Source organism: Petrimonas sulfuriphila (assembly GCA_038561985.1).
Taxonomy (GTDB): domain Bacteria; phylum Bacteroidota; class Bacteroidia; order Bacteroidales; family Dysgonomonadaceae; genus Petrimonas; species Petrimonas sulfuriphila.
In genome coordinates, this window is the sequence record CP073276.1 from 1,492,173 (window position 1) to 1,513,690 (window position 21,518).

General features: G+C 45.8%; 19 protein-coding genes and 1 tRNA gene. 15 read left to right on the forward strand and 5 right to left on the reverse strand.

Annotation, left to right across the window (positions count from 1 at the left end; genetic code table 11):
- Positions 1-13: 13 nt before the first annotated feature.
- Positions 14-1,144 carry a tRNA guanosine(34) transglycosylase Tgt gene (tgt, locus tag KCV26_06095; protein ID WZX37942.1) on the reverse strand — a complete coding sequence of 377 codons (1,131 nt, stop codon included), beginning with the start codon at positions 1,142-1,144 and terminating at the stop codon, positions 14-16.
- A 476-nt stretch (positions 1,145-1,620) separates the two neighbouring features.
- On the opposite strand from tgt, the gene KCV26_06100 reads away from it, so the two are divergent.
- Positions 1,621-3,852: a glycosyltransferase family 4 protein gene (locus KCV26_06100; protein ID WZX37943.1), complete on the forward strand. Its 2,232-nt coding sequence runs from the start codon at positions 1,621-1,623 to the stop codon at positions 3,850-3,852.
- Positions 3,849-4,877, forward strand: coding sequence for a glycosyltransferase family 4 protein (locus tag KCV26_06105; protein ID WZX37944.1), 1,029 nt, complete (start codon positions 3,849-3,851; stop codon positions 4,875-4,877). The genes KCV26_06100 and KCV26_06105 overlap by 4 nt, the downstream gene beginning before the upstream one ends.
- On the opposite strand, the gene KCV26_06110 is transcribed toward KCV26_06105, so the two are convergent.
- A complete protein-coding gene (locus KCV26_06110) occupies positions 4,874-6,340 on the reverse strand; it encodes a glycoside hydrolase family 130 protein (protein WZX37945.1) in 1,467 nt (488 codons plus the stop codon). The genes KCV26_06105 and KCV26_06110 overlap by 4 nt on opposite strands.
- A 241-nt stretch (positions 6,341-6,581) precedes the next feature.
- Here KCV26_06110 and lipA point away from each other — a divergent pair, with 241 nt between their 5' ends.
- Together lipA and lipB are read left to right on the forward strand one after the other, a co-directional pair.
- Positions 6,582-7,427 carry a lipoyl synthase gene (gene lipA, locus KCV26_06115; GenBank protein ID WZX38336.1) on the forward strand — a complete coding sequence of 282 codons (846 nt, stop codon included), beginning with the start codon at positions 6,582-6,584 and terminating at the stop codon, positions 7,425-7,427.
- 19 nt (positions 7,428-7,446) lie between these two features.
- Complete coding sequence (gene lipB / locus KCV26_06120) at positions 7,447-8,163, forward strand: lipoyl(octanoyl) transferase LipB (protein ID WZX37946.1); 717 nt, start codon at positions 7,447-7,449, stop codon at positions 8,161-8,163.
- A 114-nt stretch (positions 8,164-8,277) separates the two neighbouring features.
- Here the strand turns inward: lipB and KCV26_06125 are convergent, their stop codons facing one another.
- Positions 8,278-8,601, reverse strand: a complete 324-nt coding sequence (locus KCV26_06125; protein ID WZX37947.1) for a hypothetical protein — start codon at positions 8,599-8,601, stop codon at positions 8,278-8,280.
- 487 nt (positions 8,602-9,088) lie between these two features.
- Between KCV26_06125 and KCV26_06130 the strand changes: the two genes are divergently transcribed.
- The 11 genes from KCV26_06130 to KCV26_06180 all read left to right on the forward strand — a co-directional run bounded on the left by KCV26_06130 (position 9,089) and on the right by KCV26_06180 (position 19,924).
- Entirely contained in the window at positions 9,089-10,084 is a 996-nt protein-coding gene (locus KCV26_06130) for a MoxR family ATPase (GenBank protein WZX37948.1), read from the forward strand.
- 82 nt (positions 10,085-10,166) lie between these two features.
- Positions 10,167-11,036, forward strand: coding sequence for a DUF58 domain-containing protein (locus KCV26_06135; GenBank protein WZX37949.1), 870 nt, complete (start codon positions 10,167-10,169; stop codon positions 11,034-11,036).
- Positions 11,037-11,069: 33 nt separating this feature from the next.
- The gene (locus KCV26_06140; protein ID WZX37950.1) at positions 11,070-12,107 is read left to right on the forward strand and encodes a hypothetical protein; all 1,038 of its coding nucleotides are present in this window, start codon (positions 11,070-11,072) and stop codon (positions 12,105-12,107) included.
- Positions 12,108-12,151: 44 nt separating this feature from the next.
- Positions 12,152-13,135, forward strand: coding sequence for a VWA domain-containing protein (locus KCV26_06145; protein WZX37951.1), 984 nt, complete (start codon positions 12,152-12,154; stop codon positions 13,133-13,135).
- A 30-nt stretch (positions 13,136-13,165) separates the two neighbouring features.
- A complete protein-coding gene (locus tag KCV26_06150; protein ID WZX37952.1) occupies positions 13,166-14,188 on the forward strand; it encodes a VWA domain-containing protein in 1,023 nt (340 codons plus the stop codon).
- Positions 14,185-14,889 (forward strand): tetratricopeptide repeat protein, encoded by a 705-nt coding sequence (locus KCV26_06155; GenBank protein ID WZX37953.1) that lies wholly within the window; start codon positions 14,185-14,187, stop codon positions 14,887-14,889. The genes KCV26_06150 and KCV26_06155 overlap by 4 nt, the downstream gene beginning before the upstream one ends.
- A 43-nt stretch (positions 14,890-14,932) precedes the next feature.
- Positions 14,933-16,780, forward strand: a complete 1,848-nt coding sequence (locus tag KCV26_06160; protein WZX37954.1) for a protein BatD — start codon at positions 14,933-14,935, stop codon at positions 16,778-16,780.
- 1 nt (position 16,781) lies between these two features.
- A complete protein-coding gene (locus KCV26_06165; GenBank protein WZX37955.1) occupies positions 16,782-17,546 on the forward strand; it encodes a tetratricopeptide repeat protein in 765 nt (254 codons plus the stop codon).
- Positions 17,543-18,244 carry a phosphatase PAP2 family protein gene (locus KCV26_06170; protein ID WZX37956.1) on the forward strand — a complete coding sequence of 234 codons (702 nt, stop codon included), beginning with the start codon at positions 17,543-17,545 and terminating at the stop codon, positions 18,242-18,244. Before KCV26_06165 ends, KCV26_06170 begins: the two co-directional genes overlap by 4 nt.
- Positions 18,245-18,377: 133 nt before the next feature.
- The gene (locus tag KCV26_06175; protein WZX37957.1) at positions 18,378-18,674 is read left to right on the forward strand and encodes a DNA-binding protein; all 297 of its coding nucleotides are present in this window, start codon (positions 18,378-18,380) and stop codon (positions 18,672-18,674) included.
- 95 nt (positions 18,675-18,769) lie between these two features.
- Complete coding sequence (locus tag KCV26_06180; GenBank protein WZX37958.1) at positions 18,770-19,924, forward strand: universal stress protein; 1,155 nt, start codon at positions 18,770-18,772, stop codon at positions 19,922-19,924.
- A gap of 60 nt (positions 19,925-19,984) precedes the next feature.
- On the opposite strand, the gene KCV26_06185 is transcribed toward KCV26_06180, so the two are convergent.
- Together KCV26_06185 and radA are read right to left on the reverse strand one after the other, a co-directional pair.
- A tRNA-Cys gene (locus KCV26_06185) sits at positions 19,985-20,055 on the reverse strand.
- Positions 20,056-20,121: 66 nt separating this feature from the next.
- Positions 20,122-21,492, reverse strand: a complete 1,371-nt coding sequence (radA, locus tag KCV26_06190; protein ID WZX37959.1) for a DNA repair protein RadA — start codon at positions 21,490-21,492, stop codon at positions 20,122-20,124.
- Between the last annotated feature and the right edge of the window lie 26 nt (positions 21,493-21,518).

Genomic DNA, 21,518 nt, shown 5'->3' on the forward strand with positions numbered 1-21,518 from the left:
TTCAGCCACAATCCTACAGACGCTGCATGGTCCTTTCCACCATAGTTCGTTTCCAGGAAGGGAAATCGCCTTCAATAATATGTTTACGGGCTTCCTGCATGAGCCAGGTGTAAAACGCAAGGTTATGCACCGATGCAATCTGTAACCCTAAAATTTCATTCGTGTTAATAAGGTGCCGCAGGTAAGCTTTGCTGTAGAGTGTGTCTACGTATGAAGCACCTGCCTCTTCGATGGGAGAAAAATCCTTTTTCCACCGTTCGTTCCGCATGTTCAGAATGCCGTTTTTGGTGAAAATCTGTCCGTTTCGGCCGTTTCGCGTAGGCATGATACAATCAAACATGTCTACACCTCGCTCTATACCCTCCAGAAGATTGGCCGGAGTACCTACTCCCATCAGATAGCGTGGTTTGTCCTTGGGCAGGATCTCGTTGACCAGTTCCACCATTTCGTACATTTTTTCCGTGGGTTCGCCCACGGCCAGTCCGCCAATGGCATTTCCATCCGCTTCAAACGAAGCAACATTTTCTGCTGCGCGGCGACGAAGGTCGGGATACACACATCCTTGCACGATAGGAAACAGCGTTTGCCTATAGCCGTATGGACATTCGGTTTCGTTGAACCTGTTCATGCATCTTTTCAACCAGCGCTCTGTGAGCTCCAGCGACTTTTTCGCATAGTCGTAATCGGCATCGCCGGGTGTGCATTCGTCAAAAGCCATCATGATGTCTGCTCCGATTATACGCTGGATGTCTACCACCTTTTCCGGAGAGAAAAAGTGTTTTGAACCGTCGATATGCGAGCGAAATTCAGCCCCCTCTTCTGTCAACTTCCGGTTTTCGGCAAGCGAAAATACCTGAAACCCACCGCTGTCTGTCAGGATGGGTCTCTCCCAACTGTTGAACTTATGCAGTCCTCCGGCCAGTTGCATAATATCCAATCCTGGCCGCAGGTACAGATGGTACGTGTTCCCCAGAATAATTTGCGCTTTGATGTCGTCTTTCAATTCAGTTACCTGCACCGCCTTCACACTTCCCACAGTGCCTACGGGCATAAATACGGGTGTTTCAATCTGCCCGTGGTCTGTTGTAATCAATCCTGTCCGTGCTTGCGAGGAGGAATCGGTATGTTGCAGTTCAAATTTCAAAACGATACAATTCTTTTGGTCCAACCGGGTTTTGTGTGAAAACCGTGCTTACTACTGCCGGACGCTGACAGCGAATAAGTCCTTAATCACAGAATACCCCTGGTCTCTTTTTATTACTGGTCTCTTTTTATTAATTGAACGCAAAGATAAGAATTCTGCTCTCACAATCTTAGCAGTTGTGGATTAAAAATAGTTAGAGAGCATTTTGGATGAGTCTTCATCCGATGGCAAGATCTAAATTTTTCTGCCTTATTCTTGCAAATTCGGGCAAAAATGTTATCTTTGTAACCACCTGGACCGAATCTTTCTTCTGCAGCGCGTTTTTATTTACAACAACAAAACCTGATGGAAATCTATTCTCCATTTAGAAATTAGTACCGGGTTGTCAAAAGATAGACATCCTGGTAATTGCTTCTTCGATTCTCCGTAAATGAGCAAATTCAATCAATCGTAACAATTAATAAAACAACAAAAAGATGAAAATTGCATACATTGGAACATACCCGCCCAGACAATGCGGAATAGGTACATTCACAGAGAACCTGTGTAAATCCATAGCTTTGAATGTGCGGCAGAATACAAAAACTCACGCCAGCGTAATAGCTATTAACGATTCTAGCTCGTTGCAGGAATATGATTATCCGCCTGAAGTTAAGTTTGTTGTCCGTCAGAACTACCGTGAAGACTATATCAATGCAGCGGAACAGATCAACTTAAGCAATTCCCGGGCTTGTATCCTTAATCACGAATTTGGAATCTTTGGAGGGGAGTCGGGGTTGTATATCCTTTCCCTTACTGACCGGTTGAAAATTCCACTTACCGTAGTTTTTCATACTGTCCTGAAAGAACCCTCTTTTCTGCAAAAAAACATCATCCGGAAAATCAATGAAACAGCTGCCAAAATAGTGGTGATGAGCAATAAGGCGGTAGAGTTGCTGATCGGTATTTACGATATACCTCCACACAAAATTGAAGTTATTGAACATGGTGTCCCTGACTATCAGGATGTTTCGCACGATGCGATTAAAAAAGAGTACAATTTGAGCGACAGGAACGTGTTGCTTACGTTTGGTTTTTTAGGACGGAACAAAGGGATAGAGACCGTGATTGACGCGTTGCCCGCAGTAGTGCAAAAACATCCGTCATTGCTTTACATTGTTCTGGGAGCCACCCATCCCAACATCTTGAAGTATTCGGGCGAAGAGTACCGGAATTACTTAAACAAATTGGTGAGGGATCGTAAATTGCAGGATAACGTGATTTTTCTTAAATCCTTCGTTACGGAAGATGTTCTTTTTGAATACCTGAGGGCATGTGATATATACATAACTCCGTACAACAACAAAGAACAGATTACCAGCGGGACACTGGCTTACGCCGTAGGAGCTGGGGCTGCTGTATTGTCTACTCCATACTGGCATGCCGAGGAATTGTTGGCGGATGGGCGCGGACGCTTGTTTGATTTCAAAAAGCCGGAACAGTTGTCGGATATTTTGAACGAGTTGCTTGATCATCCCGAAAAGATGAACGCGTTGAGGGAGAAAGCGTATAATTACGGAATACAATTACGCTGGCCAACGATCGGGAAACGTTATCTCAAACTGCTTAACGCAGTGAAAGATACTCCCTTGGTGGCAAAGAAACCCCGAAAATCCTTCATCGAAGTTGAGCTTTTACCAGAATTTACCTTAGACCACGTGAAAAGGCTGACCGACGATACAGGCATCGTACAACATGCCCGTTATGGTATTCCTAATCTAAAAGAGGGCTATTGCCTGGACGACAACGCCCGTGCACTATTGATGTCGCTGATGGCTTACGGACAAAACAAAGATCCGTTCGCGTTGGATTGTATGCGTATTTATCTCAGCTATATACAATACATGCAGACAGAGCAGGGTACATTCCGTAACTTCCTCAGTTTTAGGCGGGATTTTCTGGATAAAGAGGGTAGCGAAGATTCTTTCGGAAGAACGATCTGGGCGCTCGGATATCTTCTGTACGCTTCTCCAAACATCGCTTACAGGGAGTTTGGCAAAGAATTGTTTGACAATTCGCGAAAGCACTTTTCTAGACTCGAACATTTGCGTGGTATTGCAGATACCGTCATAGGAATTAGCTATTATCTGAGGAGCTTCCCGGGCGATGAATCCCTGCTGCAATTGATGAAAGAATTGGCCACCAAGCTTGCCGATTCTTATTTCGAGAACCGGGACGGGCAATGGCAATGGTTTGAGCCGGCTCTTACCTATGACAATGCCGTGTTACCGTTAAGCCTTTTCCATGCGACAGAGATTTCTGATGATGATGTTTTTAAGGAGATTGCCGTGAAAACAGCTGCGTTTTTAGAGGAAGCCACGTTGAGTAAAGGATATCTTTCGCCCATAGGGAGTTACGGCTGGTACACGAAAGGTGGGGAACGGGCGAGGTTCGATCAGCAAGCCATCGATGTTATGGCAAATGTACAGTTGTATTTTCAGGCATTTAACGTTACCAGGAACCCGGATTATATTCAAAAAATGTTTCAATCTTTCCTGTGGTTTTTGGGTGAAAACGACTTACGTGTGCCGCTTTATGATTACGAAACGGGAGGATGTTGCGACGGGCTCAAAAAAGATGGCGTGAATAGGAATCAAGGTGCAGAGAGCACGTTAGCCTATCTTATTTCTCACCTGACCGTTCTTAAGGCATGGGAGTGCGAATCATGAAAATAGCCGTTCTTGCCCCTATTGCCTGGAGGACACCTCCTCGCAAATATGGACCCTGGGAGCTGGTCGCTTCAACCATTACCGAAGAACTGGTGAGAAGAGGATTCGATGTGACGCTTTTCGCAACCGGTGATTCCATTACCGGAGGGAAATTGTCGTATGCCTGCTCTCAAGGCTACGAGGAAGACAAAAATGTCGATCCGAAAGTAGCTGAATGCCTGCACATCAGCTCCCTGATGGAGCGGGCCGGTGAGTTTGATATCATTCACAATCACTTTGATTTTCTCCCCCTGACCTATTCAAGGTTGATTGAAACTCCAATGATAACCACCGTACACGGTTTTTCATCACCCAAGATTGTTCCCGTATACCAACGGTACAACGACATAAATCACTATGTATCCATCAGCTACTCCAATAGAAATGAACACCTGAGCTATATTGCCAATGTGTATAATGGAATCAATCCCCGAGATTTTACGTTCTGTCCTGCTGTGGGAGATTATCTGCTGTATTTCGGCCGCATTCATCCCGACAAGGGTACGCGAGAAGCGATAGACATTGCTCTAAAAGCAAAAATGAAACTGATCATTGCAGGGTACATCCAGGATAACGATTACTACAAAAGGGAGGTGCATCCTTTTGTTGACGGCCGGCAGATAGCCTATGTGGGAAATGCCGATCCCGTTCAACGGGATAAATTATTGGGCCAAGCCTATGCGTTGCTTCATCCGATTAACTTTGAAGAACCTTTTGGGTTAAGCGTTGCCGAAAGTATGTTCTGCGGTACACCGGTTATCGCTTTTAATAAAGGATCGATGGAGGAACTGATCGAGCACGGGAAAAGTGGTTTTCTGGTCCGCAATGTGGATGAAGCCCTGGCGGTCTTACCCCGGATTGCGGGATTAGACCGAAGCAGCTGCCGGCAACATGCCCAGTCAAGATTCTCGATAGAAAGATCCACCGACGATTACCTGGAAGTGTACAAGAAGGTGCTATCGTTGCAGCGGGGTTGCACCTCTTAATTATTCAAAATCTTATTTAATAATTTACGGACATTAACCGTCATGAACCCCGAGCCGGTATCTGACAATCCGTAGGGAACAATAAGCTCATCATTATGGATGATGGACCCGCAGGAATAAACTACGTTGGGTACATATCCCTCTCTTTCTTCGTCGTTAGGGACAAGAAGGGGGTCCCTGAGCCTTCCGATTTCTTTTGTGGGGTCATCCAAATCGAGCAGAGTCGCTCCTAGGGAATACTGACGCATCGGCCCTACGCCATGCGTAATTACCAGCCAGCCTTCGGAGGTTTCAATCGGGGCGCCGCAGTTCCCGATCTGAATAAACTCCCAGGAGTATTTCGGTTCCTGTATTTTGACAGGTGCCGGCCACACGTTTATGTTGTCTGAGAAGGCGATATAGCTGCTTATTCCGTCGATTCTGGACAACATGGCGTATTTGCCCTTGATTTTTCGGGGGAACAGCGCCAGGTTTTTATTCTGTGTCCCGTCGCCGTGAAGTGGTTTTATTTCAAACGTATAAAAATCTTTGGTCACGATTAGTTTCTGTAAAGCCGCATAGCCATCGTAGGCACTGTACGTGGCATAATAGGTTGTTTCACCGTCATCATCGGTAAACTTCACAAAGCGGGCATCCTCAATACCTTTCCGCTCGGTATAGGACGTGGGAAAAATTACGCGTTCCGATATGTGCGTATCGCGCGAGAAATGTATGGTGTAGTGCGAATCCGCCAACCAAATTATTTGCTTGACGGAACGCTGTACCTCCTCTTCCAGGTTGCTGTTGTTTGCCAGATATTCATATACCGATTTCAATAACTCTCCATAGATAAACTTGTCTGTCAAGGAATCCATTACCGGTTTTATGACGAGTTCATCAACTCCCATCTCATGAAGCTTAGCGTGAAAGCTTTTTTTATCGTAGATGTGTCTTTTTGTTACTTCGGCACTGTCAACATGGTATCCCGCTTTTTCAAACTCCAGTTCTCCCCGGTGATTTATCACCCCTGTTTGGAACACAATACTTGATATGTGTCCTTCGCCGGTTGCGCGAAAACTGACTATAATTCGTTTTGATCCTTCACTCAGGCCGGTTTGATCTGGAGATTCAACAATTGAGGGATTGAAAAAAGCCGCAGAGCTGATAGAATATTCCATGGAAAAATAGGAGCCGATCAGCAATTTCTTCACCATGCTGATCTGCTCGGGTTCAGTGAGTGTGTTAGTGACAATTTCCATCGCTTTGCTATAGTGCTTTATGAATTTGTGTGTCAGGTTACGGTGCCGTTTTGAGAACTCTCTCAACGTGTACATCAATGTTTTGTCCGCATCGCTTTCATCCATTTCCAATACCTTTGTTATCAAAGCGCTTGTCCGCTCCTCACCCAAATCCAGAAAACGGATGATTACTTGTTTGTAATTGGAATAAAACTTATTGGGTAAGCGGTTGATAATAATTTTCATACGATGTAGTATTTAAAAGAATTGGCAGGGGTTATTCTTCGGAATAGGACCCTGAAACAAACTTACATCAATAAAAAGACATATTCAAATATCAACGCATAAAAATTCTCCAACCTTGTTAAGAAAAAGGGAGGATAATTGTCAAATTTCCGTTTTAGATGAAACGGTATGGTGCATCTGAAAATAATATGCTATTTTTGTGGCACACTTTATTATTAATCACAGCAAAGAAAAATGTTACATCATGATGCAAAGAAAACCCGACTGGCTTAAAATTGAGCTCCCTCAAGGGAAGCAATACCTCGATATAAAGGAAGTTATCGCAAGAAATAAACTCCACACCATTTGTGTGAGCGGCAAGTGTCCTAATCTGGCGGAATGCTGGGGAAACGGAACGGCAACATTTATGATTCTGGGAGAAATATGTACCCGTTCCTGTGGCTTCTGTGCTACGAAAACCGGCAAACCCTTACCGGTAGACTGGGATGAACTGGACAGGCTGGCCGACACAATTTCCAAAATGAACCTGAAACATTGTGTAATAACCAGTGTTGACAGAGATGACCTGAGGGATTATGGCGCGGAGTTCTGGGCGGAAACCATCAGGTACGTAAAGAAAAAGAATCCGGGAATTACCCTGGAAACACTGATTCCTGATTTTCTGGGAAAAGCAGAGCTTATTCATAAAGTAATCGATGCCGGCCCGGAGATAATCTCGCACAATATGGAAACTGTACGTAGGCTCACACCGCTGGTGCGTAGTCGCGCTAAATATGACATAAGCCTGAAAACCATTGAAACCGTGGCAAAAAGTAACAAAAGCAAACCAAAATCGGGAATGATGGTTGGTTTGGGAGAGACATCTGAGGAGGTAGTGCAAACTATGGATGACCTGAGGGCTGTTGGATGCAAGGTGCTGACGATCGGGCAATACCTTCAGCCTACACGCAAGCATCTTCCGGTGAGTGAGTTTATATCCCCCGACCAGTTCAAGGAATACAAGAGGATAGGACTGGAAAAAGGATTCGAGTTTGTGGAAAGTGGCCCGTTGGTGCGTTCTTCCTACCGGGCAGAAAGGCACGTATAAACGTTGGACTTTTCTACGTATGGACAACAAAAAAGTAAGCTTTCAAAATCTTGGCCGCATTCGTTACAAAAAGGCCTGGGATTTGCAGGAAGAACTGTTTCAATCGGTGGTGGATGCAAAGGTTCATCACACCCTGCCCAAACCGCAATACCTGCTTTTTTGCGAACACGAGCCGGTGTATACCCTGGGAAAGAGTGGCAACAGGCAGAATCTTCTTATTGCCGAACAGGTGTGTAGAAGCAAAAATATCGATTATTACCCCATCGACCGGGGTGGAGACATTACTTACCACGGTCCGGGACAACTGGTAGCGTACCCCATCATAGATATGGAAGAGTTTCATGTCGGGGTAAAGGCATATGTTCATAAACTGGAGGAGGTGGTCATTCAAACTCTTCGGCCGTACGGAATTGCTGCGGAGAAGGACGAGAAAGCCATGGGGGTCTGGATCGATGCGCAACGTCCTGCCAAAGCCCGTAAGATCTGTGCCATTGGTGTGCGCACCAGCCGGTTTGTAACCATGCACGGCCTGGCGCTCAATGTAAACACCGATCTGACGTACTTCAACTACATCAATCCTTGCGGGTTTACCGACAGAGGAGTAACTTCCATGCAGAAGGAACTGGGTAGGGAAGTGGATTTTGAGGAAGTTTCGTACAGAATGAAAGCAGCATTCTCGGATGTGTTTGGAATGAAGGTGGTTGAGGAACTATGTAGTCCTACGCCGTCTTTTTGATGGCTAGTCACTCTGCGGGATATGCCCGCCTGGTGGCGAGTATCGGGTAAAAAAACGGCATGATGTTCGAAAACATCATGCCGAAAACATATGTAGATCTGTTTAATTATAGCATCAGCTTTTTTTCACTACTTTTACGGTAATGGTGCCTTTTACTTTGTTCTTGTCCGTAACCGCAATCGTGGTTTGACCTTCCTTCACTCCCGTAACTTTCACATCACTGTTAGTTACCGTGGCAGTGGCAATGGTTTTGTCAGCTTCTACAACTGTAAATGGAGCGGTGCCGCCGCTTACCTTGACGGTTGCATCCTCAGTAACTTTCACTTCAACCGTTGAAGGAGTTAATGTCAGTTTTGGATCGGGCTGATCTTTTTTGTCACAAGCCACAAAAAAGAGCGATACAAGAAGTATGCTCATTATAGAACTTAGTCTTTTCATACTTAAAACATTTAAAATTTGAAATTAATTTAATGATTGTTCAAAAACGGCCAAAATTTTAGGCTGCCAAAAATTCGAATTTATTTCGGTCGTTTTAAAAATAGATGCGGAAAACTGAAAAACGCTGCATGGAAATGCTGTATTTAACCATGATTAACGTTGAAATGTGATTATGGAAAAGGAGTTTTAGCCTATAAAGTTGGGAGTACGCTCCTATTTGGCAAACAGATAACCCGTTTGAAAAAGATAAACAAGGGACGAAAAAGAGAGAACCCTCAATTTCAAAGCATAACCTTAAACATTTTTAACTGCGAAATCAACCGTAACGATTTAACATTTCCTATTTTTGTGTTTCGAAAGCCGAAAGGCTTGTTTGGGGTTAACGGATGTTCTGAAAATAGGACCTTACTTGTTCTGCTTTTGGCTGACAGCTACACTATATTTTCAGACATTTCCTTCAGTACCGTAAATTTAAATAGATTACAATATGAGTCAAGTAGTTGATATCAAGGAGTTAAACGAGAGAATTGAGCAGAAAAGCGCCTTTACCCAAACCCTGTTTACCGGAATGGATAAAGTGATTGTGGGACAGAAGCATTTGGTAGAGTCGCTTTTAATCGGACTGTTGTCCGACGGACATATCCTGCTTGAAGGGGTACCCGGGCTGGCAAAGACATTGGCCATAAAATCCCTGGCCCAACTGATCGAGGCAAAGTACAACCGTGTCCAGTTTACGCCCGACCTGTTGCCCGCCGACGTTGTTGGAACCATGATATACAGTCCCCGCAACGAAGAGTTTCAGGTCAAACACGGTCCGGTTTTTGCGAATTTTGTGTTGGCAGACGAAATAAACCGTGCGCCTGCCAAGGTGCAGAGTGCGCTGCTTGAAGCCATGCAGGAACGTCAGGTCACTATCGGTGAAAAAACCTATAAGTTGCCCAATCCTTTTCTGGTGATGGCTACGCAAAACCCGATTGAGCAAGAAGGGACCTATCCGTTGCCCGAAGCTCAAGTCGACCGTTTCATGCTGAAGGTGGTTATCGGTTATCCAACCCAGGAAGAAGAGAAACGCATCATCCGTCAGAATATTTTTGAGCCGGTAGCCATCGACAAGCCGGTAGTTTCTACCGAAGAGATTTTGGAAGCACGTAAAGTGGTGCGCGATGTCTATATCGATGAAAAGATCGAACGTTACATAATCGATATTGTGTTCGCTACCCGTTTCCCCGACCAGTTCGGCTTAAAGGGCATGAAAGAGATGATCGGATTCGGTGCATCGCCGCGTGCGTCCATCAACCTGGCGCTGGCTGCCCGCACATTTGCCTTCATCAAGCGCCGCGGTTATGTGATCCCCGAAGATATCCGTGCCGTTTGCCACGATGTCCTCCGACACCGCATCGGACTCACTTACGAGGCAGAGGCTAACAACCTGACATCGGAAGAAATTGTCAGCGAAATCTTGAACAAGGTAGAGGTACCCTAATAATAACGGCCGGGAGGCCTGAAGAATGGGAGAGAGGACGATGTTGACAGGCGGCGCTTGCGTCTCAAAAAAATGAGAGTAAATGGAAACCAGCGAATTACTAAAGAAAGTACGGCATATTGAAATAAAAGCACGGGGGTTGTCGCGGAATATTTTTGCGGGGCAATACCACTCAGCCTTTAAAGGACGCGGTATGGCATTTTCCGAAGTTCGCGAGTATCAATACGGTGACGATATGCGTGACATTGACTGGAACGTTACTGCCCGGTACAACCGTCCGTACGTGAAAATTTTCGAAGAAGAACGTGAGCTTACCGTGATGCTGCTTATTGATGTGTCGGAAAGCCTGGGTTTTGGATCGTCGGAGAAGATCAAGCGTGATACGGTAGCCGAGATCGCAGCAACGTTGGCGTTTTCAGCCATCCAGAACAACGATAAGATTGGTGTAATCTTTTTTACCGACAAGGTGGAAAAATTTATCCCGCCCAAGAAAGGAAGAAAACACATCCTTTTTATTATCCGTGAGATTCTGGGCTTTGAGCCAGAAAGTGCTGGAACCGACATCAACCTGGCGTTGCGTTACATGACCAATGCCATAAAGAAACGTTGTACCACATTTTTAATCTCCGATTTTATTGACACGGGCGACTACAAGCCTGCGCTGCGTATTGCCAACCGCAAACACGACATAGTCGCTATCCAGGTATACGATAAACTCAGCACACGGTTGCCGTCACTGGGGTTGATGAAGGTGAAAGATCCCGAATCCGGGGGCGAAATGTGGATAGATACGTCATCCGGAAACGTAAGGGACCATTATGCGAAATGGTGGCTGGACCGTCAGGCTGAGATGATGCTCACATTCAAGCAGAGCAGCGTGGATAACGTCTCCGTTTCAACGGAAGACGACTATGCGAAAGCATTATTGCTGTTGTTTCAAAGAAGGAGATAGGGGAAGAAGTTGGAATTTAGAAGAAATCAAGAAGTGGGAAAAAAGGTTCTGCATATATTACTGCCGTTATTTTTGCTGATAAGCATTACGCACCGTTCTTTTGCGCAACGCGCTTCGGTGCAGGCAAGTGTTCAGCCCGCCGAAATTCAGATCGGTGAGCAGGCGCTTATCAACTTGAAGGTTATCGCCCCGAAGGACAAGACTATCCAGTTTCCTGTTTATCAGAAAGAAATCATTCCCGGACTGGAAGTGTTAACCATGCTCCCGCCCGATACCGTTATTGAGAACAATGTGGCCACCATGAATTTCAAATACGTGGTGACGTCGTTCGACTCCACGTTGTATTACGTCCCCCATATGCCCGTTTTCGACGGGACCGACACCATCTATTCCAACTCTTTCGGACTGAAGGTGACATCGCCTGTGCTGAAGGATTCCACAATAGCATACCTGGAAAAAATGAATACGGGACAAACCGATTCCATCGATTTCAAGCAACTTCAGCTTAACGACATAAAGCCGGTTCAAAAGCCGGCATTCGTATGGACGGATTATCTCTGGATACTCTGGATAGTGCTGGGTCTCATTTTGCTTCTGCTGCTGATTGGCCTGGTCATTGTCCTTGTACTCCGGAAAAAGAATAAAGGCTATTTCTTTATCCCGCCGCAAGTGTTGCCGCCGCATGTCCGTGCCCTTCAGGAGCTGGATAAACTCAAAGCCGGGAAAATCTGGCAACAGGGCCGGGAAAAAGAATTTTATACGAGGATCACCGATATCCTGCGGGTGTATATGTTTGAACGCTACAGGATAAATGCCATGGAGATGACTTCAGGCGAAATTCTCGTGGAAATAAGAAAAAGGTCGGAAGAAGATTCCGTTTACAACAACCTGGTTCAGATTCTTTCGGTAGCAGATATGGTGAAGTTCGCGAAGCATAAACCCTATATGGATGAGAACGACTTAAGTTTGATGAATGCCTATTTCTTTGTCAACCAAACGCGCGAACCCGATCCGCTTCCCGATAAAAAAGAGCAGGAAAAGCTAAAGGAAGAGATTGATAAAGAAAAATAGACAAAAAAGACGAAAAGTCTGAAACATAAAGGCCTTACAAGAATATGCAATTTGCCAACCCTACATATCTTTATTTGCTGCTGATACTGGCTCCGCTGATCGCGTGGTACATCGTGCGCATGTCTAAAACACAGGCGTCCTTCAAACTGGCTTCCACCCATGCCTTCAACAGTAAGAACAGGGGAGTTAAAACGTACCTGCGCCACCTGCCGTTCGCGCTAAGGATGATGGCAGTTGCGCTGATAATAGTGGTCGTGGCACGCCCGCAGGCGGTGGATAGCTGGGAAGAGTCTGAAACGCAGGGAATTGATATAGTGCTGGCTCTTGACGTGTCGGGGTCGATGCTGGCGCAGGATTTGCTACCCAACCGGCTGGAAGCCGCTAAAAAAGTGGCTGCCGAATTTATCACCGACCGGAAGAATGATAACATCGGATTGGTGATTTTTGCCGGGGAAAGCTTTACGCAATGTCCCATGACCACCGATCACAAGGTCCTGCTGAACCTGTTGAACGGTATCGATTTCGGGCTTATCGAAGACGGAACGGCTATCGGGCTGGGGCTTGCAAATGCGGTGAACCGGTTGAAAGACAGTGGATCCAAATCGAAAGTGGTGATCTTGCTGACTGACGGCTCAAACAATCGTGGGCAGATAGCTCCGCTCACAGCGGCCGACCTGGCAAAATCTTACGGCATCCGCGTATATACCATCGGCGCTGGAACAAAAGGAATGGCACCAACACCGGTACAAACGCCTTTTGGAATGCGGTTACAGAATATGCCGGTGGATATCGATGAAAAAACGCTGACAGAAATTGCATCCCTGACCGGAGGAAAATATTTCCGGGCGGAGGACAACGAAAGTCTAAGTAACATATACAACGAGATTGACGAACTGGAAAAATACCTCATCAGCGTGCAGAATGTTACCCGAAAGCAGGAATTGTTCTTGCCTTTTGCACTGCTTGCCCTGGGACTGATTCTAATGGAATTGATCCTCAGAAGGACCTGGTTGAGGAATATACCGTAAAAGTGATGCGTTAAGAGAATAAAAAAAGAAATGTTTAGATTCGAAAATCCGGAATACCTGTACTTGTTTATCGCCATGCCTTTTTTGGTGGCGCTTTACATTTACCTGAACATTAGAAAGCGAAACGATGTGAAGAAACTTGGCGTGCTTTCTACTGTAAAAAAAATGATGCCCGAATTGTCTCTCAAGCGCTCCTACTTGAAGTTCTGGCTGATTTTTGCAGCGCTTTGCACGGGAATTATTATGATTGCCCGTCCACAATTTGGAACTAAGGTGGAAAACGTTGAAAAGGAGGGGATTGAGCTGGTAATTGCCATAGACGTTTCCAATTCCATGCTGGCGCGCGATGTTTCTCCCGACAGGTTGTCACGGGCAAAACAGATCTTGTCGAGGATCATCGATGTTCGCAAAAACGATAAGGTAGCCCTTATTGTCTTTGCAGGAGAGGCATATGTCCAGATGCCACTGACTTCCGATACGCAGTCGGCAAAGCTGTTTCTAAATACCATTGATCCAAGTCTGGTGCCCGTTCAGGGGACGGCTATTGCCGAGGCTATAACGTTAGGAGTAAGTTCTTTTTCGGGCGACCGGGACGTGGATAAAGCCATGATTCTTATCACCGACGGTGAAGACCACGAAGGAAACGCCAACGAAGTTGCCAGGCAAGCCTCCGATGCCGGGATTATGATAAATGTTATTGGGATAGGGTCGGTGGAAGGAACGCCTGTGCCTGAATCGGAATACAGCAACAATTACAGGACAGACAGCGGAGGACAGGTGGTTGTCTCGCGGCTGAACGAACAAATGGCTCAGGAGATTGCTCAAAACGGAAAAGGACTGTATGTGCAGGCCGATAATTCCAATACCGCCGTACGGGCTCTGGAGACGGAATTGAATGAACTGGAGACCAAAAAAACAACCAGCCTTTCTTATTCGGAATATGACGAGAAATTTCCGTTCTTTGCCTGGATATTATTGATTATCTTGATTGTCGAATTCCTGATATACGACAAGAAAAATCCGCTGTTTAAAAATATTCGCTTATTCAGATGAGGTTAAACATATTGAAATACAGTTTGTTGTTGATAATGATGGCTTTGACTCTGCCGCTATCGGCTCAGAAAGAGGTGCGAAAGAATGTACGCAAGGGTAATAAAGCGTACCAGCAGCAAAAATTCTCGGAGGCGTTTACGTTTTACAACGATGCCCTGGCAGAGAACCCGTCGTCGCCCGAAGCCAATTACAATGCAGGCAATACGCTGTACCGCCAAAAAGAATGGGACAAATCCATGGAGAGCTATCAACAATACCTGGCGTTGGAAAAGGAAAATCCGAAAAAAATGTCGGCTGCCTGGCACAATATCGGAAATTCATTGCTGCAAAAGAAAGAACTGGAAAAATCGATGGAGGCTTACAAGATGGCTCTTCGGATGAATCCCGAAGACGAGGAAACACGGTATAACCTGGCGGTAGTTCAAAAAATGATACAGGATCAACAGCAAGACCAACAACAGGAGCAGCAGCAACAGCAAAATCAGGACCAACAGCAACAGGAGCCGCAAAACAACCAGGATCAACCGAAAAAGCCGGAAGAGCAGCAAGAACCCGAACAAATGTCGCGCGACAATGCCCGTCAGCTATTGCAGGCTATTGAGCAGGACGAAAAAGAAACGCAGGAAAAAGTAAATAAAATAAAGGCGGAGGAACGAAAACAAAAGGCTGACGAAAACAGGCGAAGAAACAGGGACTGGTAAAACGGATAAAATTACAAATGACGATTTTAGATTTACAATTTTAATGAAATATTTTTTAGAAAAATATAGAGTTACATTCCTTTCTCTGGTCTTACTCTTGACCGGAATAACAACCCTTCAGGCGCAGGTGACTTTTCGGGCATCGGCCCCCAACGGAGTGGTGAAGGGGGAGCAGTTTCGTTTGAGTTACACGCTCAACCAGGAAGGGAAAGACCTTCGTTTGCCAGATTTGAAAGGGTTTGATGTCCTTTTCGGGCCATCTACATCGCGGAGTTTCAGCCAGAGTACGGTTAACGGGAAAACGACTTCCGAAAGTTCGGTAACGTATACGTATATCCTTGTGGCTCCTGAAGAAGGTACTTTTACGATCGAGCCAGCCTCCATTACCGTGAACGGGAGCAGTTACCGGTCTAATTCACTGACCGTAAAGGTACTTCCTCCCGATAAGACAGCCGAGAATCGTCAGGGTGGAAATCCAGGTAGTGCAGGTTCAGGCTCATCATCTGCAGCGCCTGCCGCAACCGTAAGTGCCAACGATGCCTTTATCCGTGCTATTGTATCGAAAGACAACGTATACGAGCAAGAGGGGTTTACTGTCACTTTTCGGCTTTATACTACGCTGAATATTACCGATTTGGGCAAGATAGAGTTCCCCGAGTTTGAGGGGTTTATGGCTGAGGAGGTGGCGATAGCGTCAAACCAGCAACTCCAGATGGAGCGGTATAACGGACGAAACTATTATACGGCTGATTTAAAGAAAACACTTTTGTTCCCTCAACGATCCGGTAAAATTACCATTCCGTCGGGACGGTTGGAGATGGTGTTCTCCGTTCCTTCCGGTAAAAAAGTTTCCACCTTCTTTGGAACCCAGGAAGTGATGGCGGATGTGAGAAAATCATTGGTCACTAATCCGTTAACGGTAAATGTAAAGCAGTTGCCTGAAGGAAAACCGGTGAACTTTTCCAACGCTGTGGGAACGTTTAGCTTCACTTCCTCCATCAACACGCAACAAACTCGGGCAAACGAACCGATTACCGTTTCGGTCGAAATATCGGGAACAGGAAACATGAAACTTATTCAGAACCCTGAAGTTAAATTTCCCACTAATTTTGAGATTTACGATCCGACCGTGACCAATAATTTTCAGGTCACCACCAACGGATTGACCGGCTCCCGGAAAATAGAATATCTTGCTATCCCCCGCTACGAAGGGAATTACGATATTCCGCCCATTGAGTTTTCCTATTTCGACCTGAATACCCATTCCTATAAAACCCTGAAATCATCCGGATATAATTTACAAGTTGCCAAAGGTGACCCCGGAAAAGCGTCGGCAAGCAGCTACGTGAACCAGCAGAACGTCCGCGTGGAGCAGGATATTCGTTTCTTGAAAACCGGGGAACCGCAATATCAATACAAGAACAGTTTCTTTGCCGGATCCACTGGATATTGGTTATGGTACCTGATCCCCCTAGTTGCACTGATTGTTTTTTATCTCTTTAACCGGAAAATGGCCAGGGAAAATGCCGATGTGGCGCGGATGAGAACCAGAAAAGCGAACAAGATGGCTATCCGAAGGTTGAAGGTTGCGGAAAAATTCCTGAAGGAGCATAACAAAGAAAAATTTTACGACGAAGTACTGCGTGCCCTTTGGGGATATTTCAGCGATAAGTTGTCTATGCCCGTGGCAAACTTAACCAAGGATAATATAGAAAAAGAGCTGTCCGACTACGGAATGGACAATGAGTTAACCGGTAAGTTTATGCAGATACTTAATACTTGCGAGTTTGCGCGTTACGCACCGGCAGAGAGTGATGCGGCTATGGATAAGTTGTACAACGAAACGGTTGATGCTATCGGTAAAATGGAAAGCAAACTAAAAAGAAAGTGATATGCAAACAATCAAAAATACATTGATCCTGGTTCTGCTTCTTTTTGCGACCGTATCTTCTGCACAGAGTTCTGTGGAAATGGCTTCCGAAGCGTATAGGAGTGAAGATTACAAAAGAAGTATCCAACTGTACGAACAGGTGGTGGCCCAGCAATTATCGGAGGGGAAAGAGTCGGCAGAAATTTACTACAACTTGGGGAACGCCTATTTCAGGAATGGAGAAGCAGCAAAAGCAATCCTTAACTACGAACGTGCTTTGCTCCTTAATCCGGGCGATAGTGACATTCGCCACAACCTCCGGTTTGCCCGTACGCGTATCGAAGACAAGATCGATACTTCAGAAAGCTTTTTCCTGACAAATTGGATCTACAGCTTTAAAAACCTGTTCAACTCCAATACGTGGGCAACCATAGCCATAGCCCTCTTTATCGCTTTTCTCTCCTGCATCGCGACGTTTCTTTTTGTAAGAAAAGTGTGGATTAAAAAAACGGCTTTTTACACCGGTATTATTATTTTTGCCCTGCTTCTTTTGTCCAACGTGTTTGCGTTCAGTCAGAAAAACAACCGCATTCACCGCAACACTGGTATCGTGATGGCTGCGTCTGCATCTATCATGGCTTCGCCCGATGCCAACAGCCAGGAACTTTTCCGTCTGCACGAAGGGACTAAGGTGAAGCTTAATAAGACCGATGGGAACTGGATTGAAATAGAAATTGCCAACGGTAGTGTGGGCTGGACATCGAAAGAGAATGTGGAGGTAATATGAAAGAAGCGGTTGAAAACTTTTTGCCGGTTGAACGGGACCTTTTTTTTGCTTTGAACGGTAGCGATTCGATCTTTCTGGATAATCTCTTCTGGACTTTCACCGGCAGATACGTTTGGGTGCCGTTGCTGTTGTTTCTCGTGGTCGTGTTTTTCTACAAATCGCCGCGCCGGGAAGGTATCCTGGCGACTGTTTTTCTTATTTTGCTGTTTGCCTTGTGCGACCAGGTTTCTTCGGGGTTGTTCAAACCCCTTTTTGAACGATTCCGCCCAACGCATCATCCTGATTTCAAGGAGTTGGTCGATACCGTTAATAACTATCGGGGCGGAAGATTTGGATTTATATCCGGACATGCCACTAACAGCTTTGGGCTGGCTGTCTTCTTTTCGCTTGTTTTCAGAAACCGATGGGTTACCCTACCTGTTTTTGCATGGGCGATCCTGAACAGCTATTCGCGAATCTACCTGGGCGTACATTTTGTTTCAGATATTGTAGCCGGAGCTATCACCGGATCGTTGCTCGCCTGGATGCTTTATGAACTTTATGCATGGATAAGGATCCGCTACTTTCATGTTCCGGCTCCGGAAGGCCGATTATCGGTTTACCCGGCTGAAAGAGGCAGGATAGCAGGCGTGGTATTTGCAGTCTATATACTTTTAATACTATTTTTTAGCCCTTTTTTAGCAACTTTACCACATTGAAGTTTGTTTAGAGGATACAAAGTAACATTTTCGTCATTTTTTTGACGAAAATAATTGGCGTTATCTGAAATATTGTGTAAGTTTAGGGCATAATTCACTAACGAGATTTATCAATCATAAAAATTAAGCAACCATGGCAAGAACTCTCACTTTTAACGAATTAAGAGCATTGAAGGACAAACTCCCTGACGGTAGTATCCACCGGATAGCTGAAGAATTGGGCCTAAAACCCGAAACGGTAAGAAACTATTTTGGTGGATACAATTACAAAGAAGGCAAAAGTATCGGTGTTCATATCGAGCCCGGCCCCGACGGAGGTATAGTTGTTTTAGATGACTCTACTATATTCGATAAAGCGTTGTCCATATTGGGACTTGAAGATTATCCTGTTTATCAGGAAGAACCTGTTGAGGAAGAGGATAATATCTGATCCATCCTGAGAGATGAAGCCCAATATTTGATAGATTACAGGCAAATATTGGGTTTTTTCTTTTGATAGCTATAAACCATTTTAACGATAAGAACATGGAAAAAGACGATAGAAAACCAGGCAGTCCCGAACAAAAACTGGTGACCGTTGCGATTCACTCCTACGAGAAAGCGGTCATCCTCAAATCGATCCTCGAGTCGGAAGGAATTCCTGCCGTTATTCACGGTGTGAGTATCATTCAACCTACGGTTCCCGGGAACGTGCGGGTGAGGATAAACGAAAGTGATCTGCCCAGGGCGCTTACCATCATTGAGCAGGTTGATTTTACCTCCAACGTTGAGTCGGAGGATGACCTCGAAAAAGTGAAGGTTAAAAACGAAGTGTTGATACCGGTAGATTTTTCGAACTATACGTTGAAAACCTGTGAATTCGGATTTAATCTTGCTTTCGACATCGGCTGCGACGTAAAATTGGTCCATTCTTTCTTCACCCCTTATTATCCGATGGCCATACCTTTTGGAGATTCTTTCTCAGTCCAGACATCCGATAAGGATCTTTATAAAGACATTAGAAACAAGATGGAGTCGGAAATGAACACGTTGGTCAAAAATATCAGTGAGAGGATTGCCAACAACGAATTTCCCGATGTCAAGTTTTCATACCTGCTGATGGAAGGCCTTCCCGAAGAAGAGATCATCTCCTATTCCAAAAAACAACGTCCGCGGGCTATCGTGATGGGTACCCGGGGAAGCAACGCAAAGGACCTTGACCTGATCGGCAGTGTTACCGCAGAAGTGATTGACGGCTGTAAGACACCGATCTTTGCCATTCCCGAGAACTCCAAGGATCAGGATATTTCTCAAATGAAGAACATCCTTTTCCTGACCAACTTCAGGGAGCGTGAATTTAAGGCTTTCGATATCATGATGGCTTTCATAAAGCCTTATCCTGTGAAAGTGTATTTAGCACATATGGCCAGGAAAGAGGATATGTGGGACGAAATCAAGTTGTCGGGAACCCAAAAGTACCTGGAGGAACAATATCCCGATCTGGATATTGATTATGAGGTGATTGACCGTGACAGGCAACTCGAAGTCGTACTCGAGGAGTTTGTGAAGGAACACAAGATAGACATGATCGCCATGTCGAGCTCGAGAAGAGGACTGTTTGCCCGTATCTTTAACCCGGGAATCGCACGAAGGATGCTTTTCCATTCCGACACACCGTTATTGGTGATCAAAGGATTATAAAAAAGCGAAGAGAGGCCGTCCCGCAGAAGTAATTTCCTTTTTGAGACGGCCTCTTTTTAGAGGTACCTGGCGGAGTCGAACCGCCGTAGACGGTTTTGCAGACCGCTACCTAGCCACTCGGTCAAGGTACCGATTTTGCATAAAGCGAATGCAAAGATAATGTATTTATTTTTGTGAACAAAACTCTTCCCTACAATTTATGAAAATAATGACCGAAATGCGTCGCTCACTTTCTTCACCTGCACAATTTCAATTTTTACTTTCGACTTGAAACCTTTCAGGTTGTTGGCCGGAACGATAATGCGTGAGAAGCCCAGTTTCTCGGCTTCGGTAATCCGCTGTTCGATGCGGTTTACCGGGCGGATTTCCCCCGATAGTCCAACTTCTCCGGTGAGGCAGGTATCTCTGTCGACAGCCATATCCAGACTCGACGAAAGGACCGAGGTGATTACCGCCAGATCCATCCCCGGGTCGTTCACACGCAACCCTCCGGCAATATTCAGGAAAACATCCTTTTGTGCCAGTTTAAACCCGGCCCGTTTCTCCAGAACCGCCAGCAGCATGTTCATCCGCCGGATGTCGAATCCCGTTGCCGAGCGCTGCGGATTCCCGCCGTAAGCTGCCGTGCTCACCAGGGCCTGTGTCTCGATAAGAAAAGGTCGGATGCCCTCGATTACCGCTGAGATGGCCACGCCGCTTAGTCCTTCGTGGTTCTGGGTAAGTAAAAGTTCGGACGGGTTATTCACTTCGCGAAGCCCCGATTGGTTCATCTCGTAGATACCCAGTTCTGATGTGCTGCCGAACCGGTTCTTGATACTTCGTAATATGCGGTACATGTAGTGTTGGTCGCCTTCAAACTGCAACACAGTATCCACAATATGTTCCAGTACCTTGGGGCCGGCAATGTTACCCTCTTTGGTGATGTGCCCGATAAGAACGACGGGTGTTCCCGATTGTTTGGCATACTTGAGGATGGATGCGGCACATTCGCGCACCTGAGAAATACTTCCGGGCGATGACTCCATGGCGTCGCTGTAAACGGTTTGGATGGAGTCGACAATTACGAGTTGCGGGGAGATGTTTTTAATATGTTTGAATATTTCGTCGAGATTGGTCTCGCAAACAATCAGGCAATTGTCGTTTTCAATACCGATGCGGTCGGCCCTCAGTTTCAATTGCCTCGCGCTCTCCTCACCGGAAACGTAGAGGGTTCTGATCTCTCCCAACTTCAGCATGGTTTGCAGTACGAGCGTGGATTTACCGATTCCCGGCTCTCCCCCAATCAGTACCAGGGATGCAGGTACCAGTCCGCCACCCAGTACACGGTTTAATTCCTCGTCGTTCATGTCGATTCTAGGCTCTTGTTCCGCCCTTATCTCGCGAAGCGGTAAAGGTTGGCTCTTCACGCTTTCGAACGAACGTGTATCGGTAACTCTTGAAGGAGCATCTTTTCGCACCAGCTCCTCCACCAGCGATCCCCATTCGCCACAGGCAGGGCATTTCCCCATCCATTTGGGCGATTCGTTGCCGCAGTTGGTACAAAAGTAGGTTGATTTTAGTTTGGCCATGCGTTGAGTTTGTTTACAAAGATAGC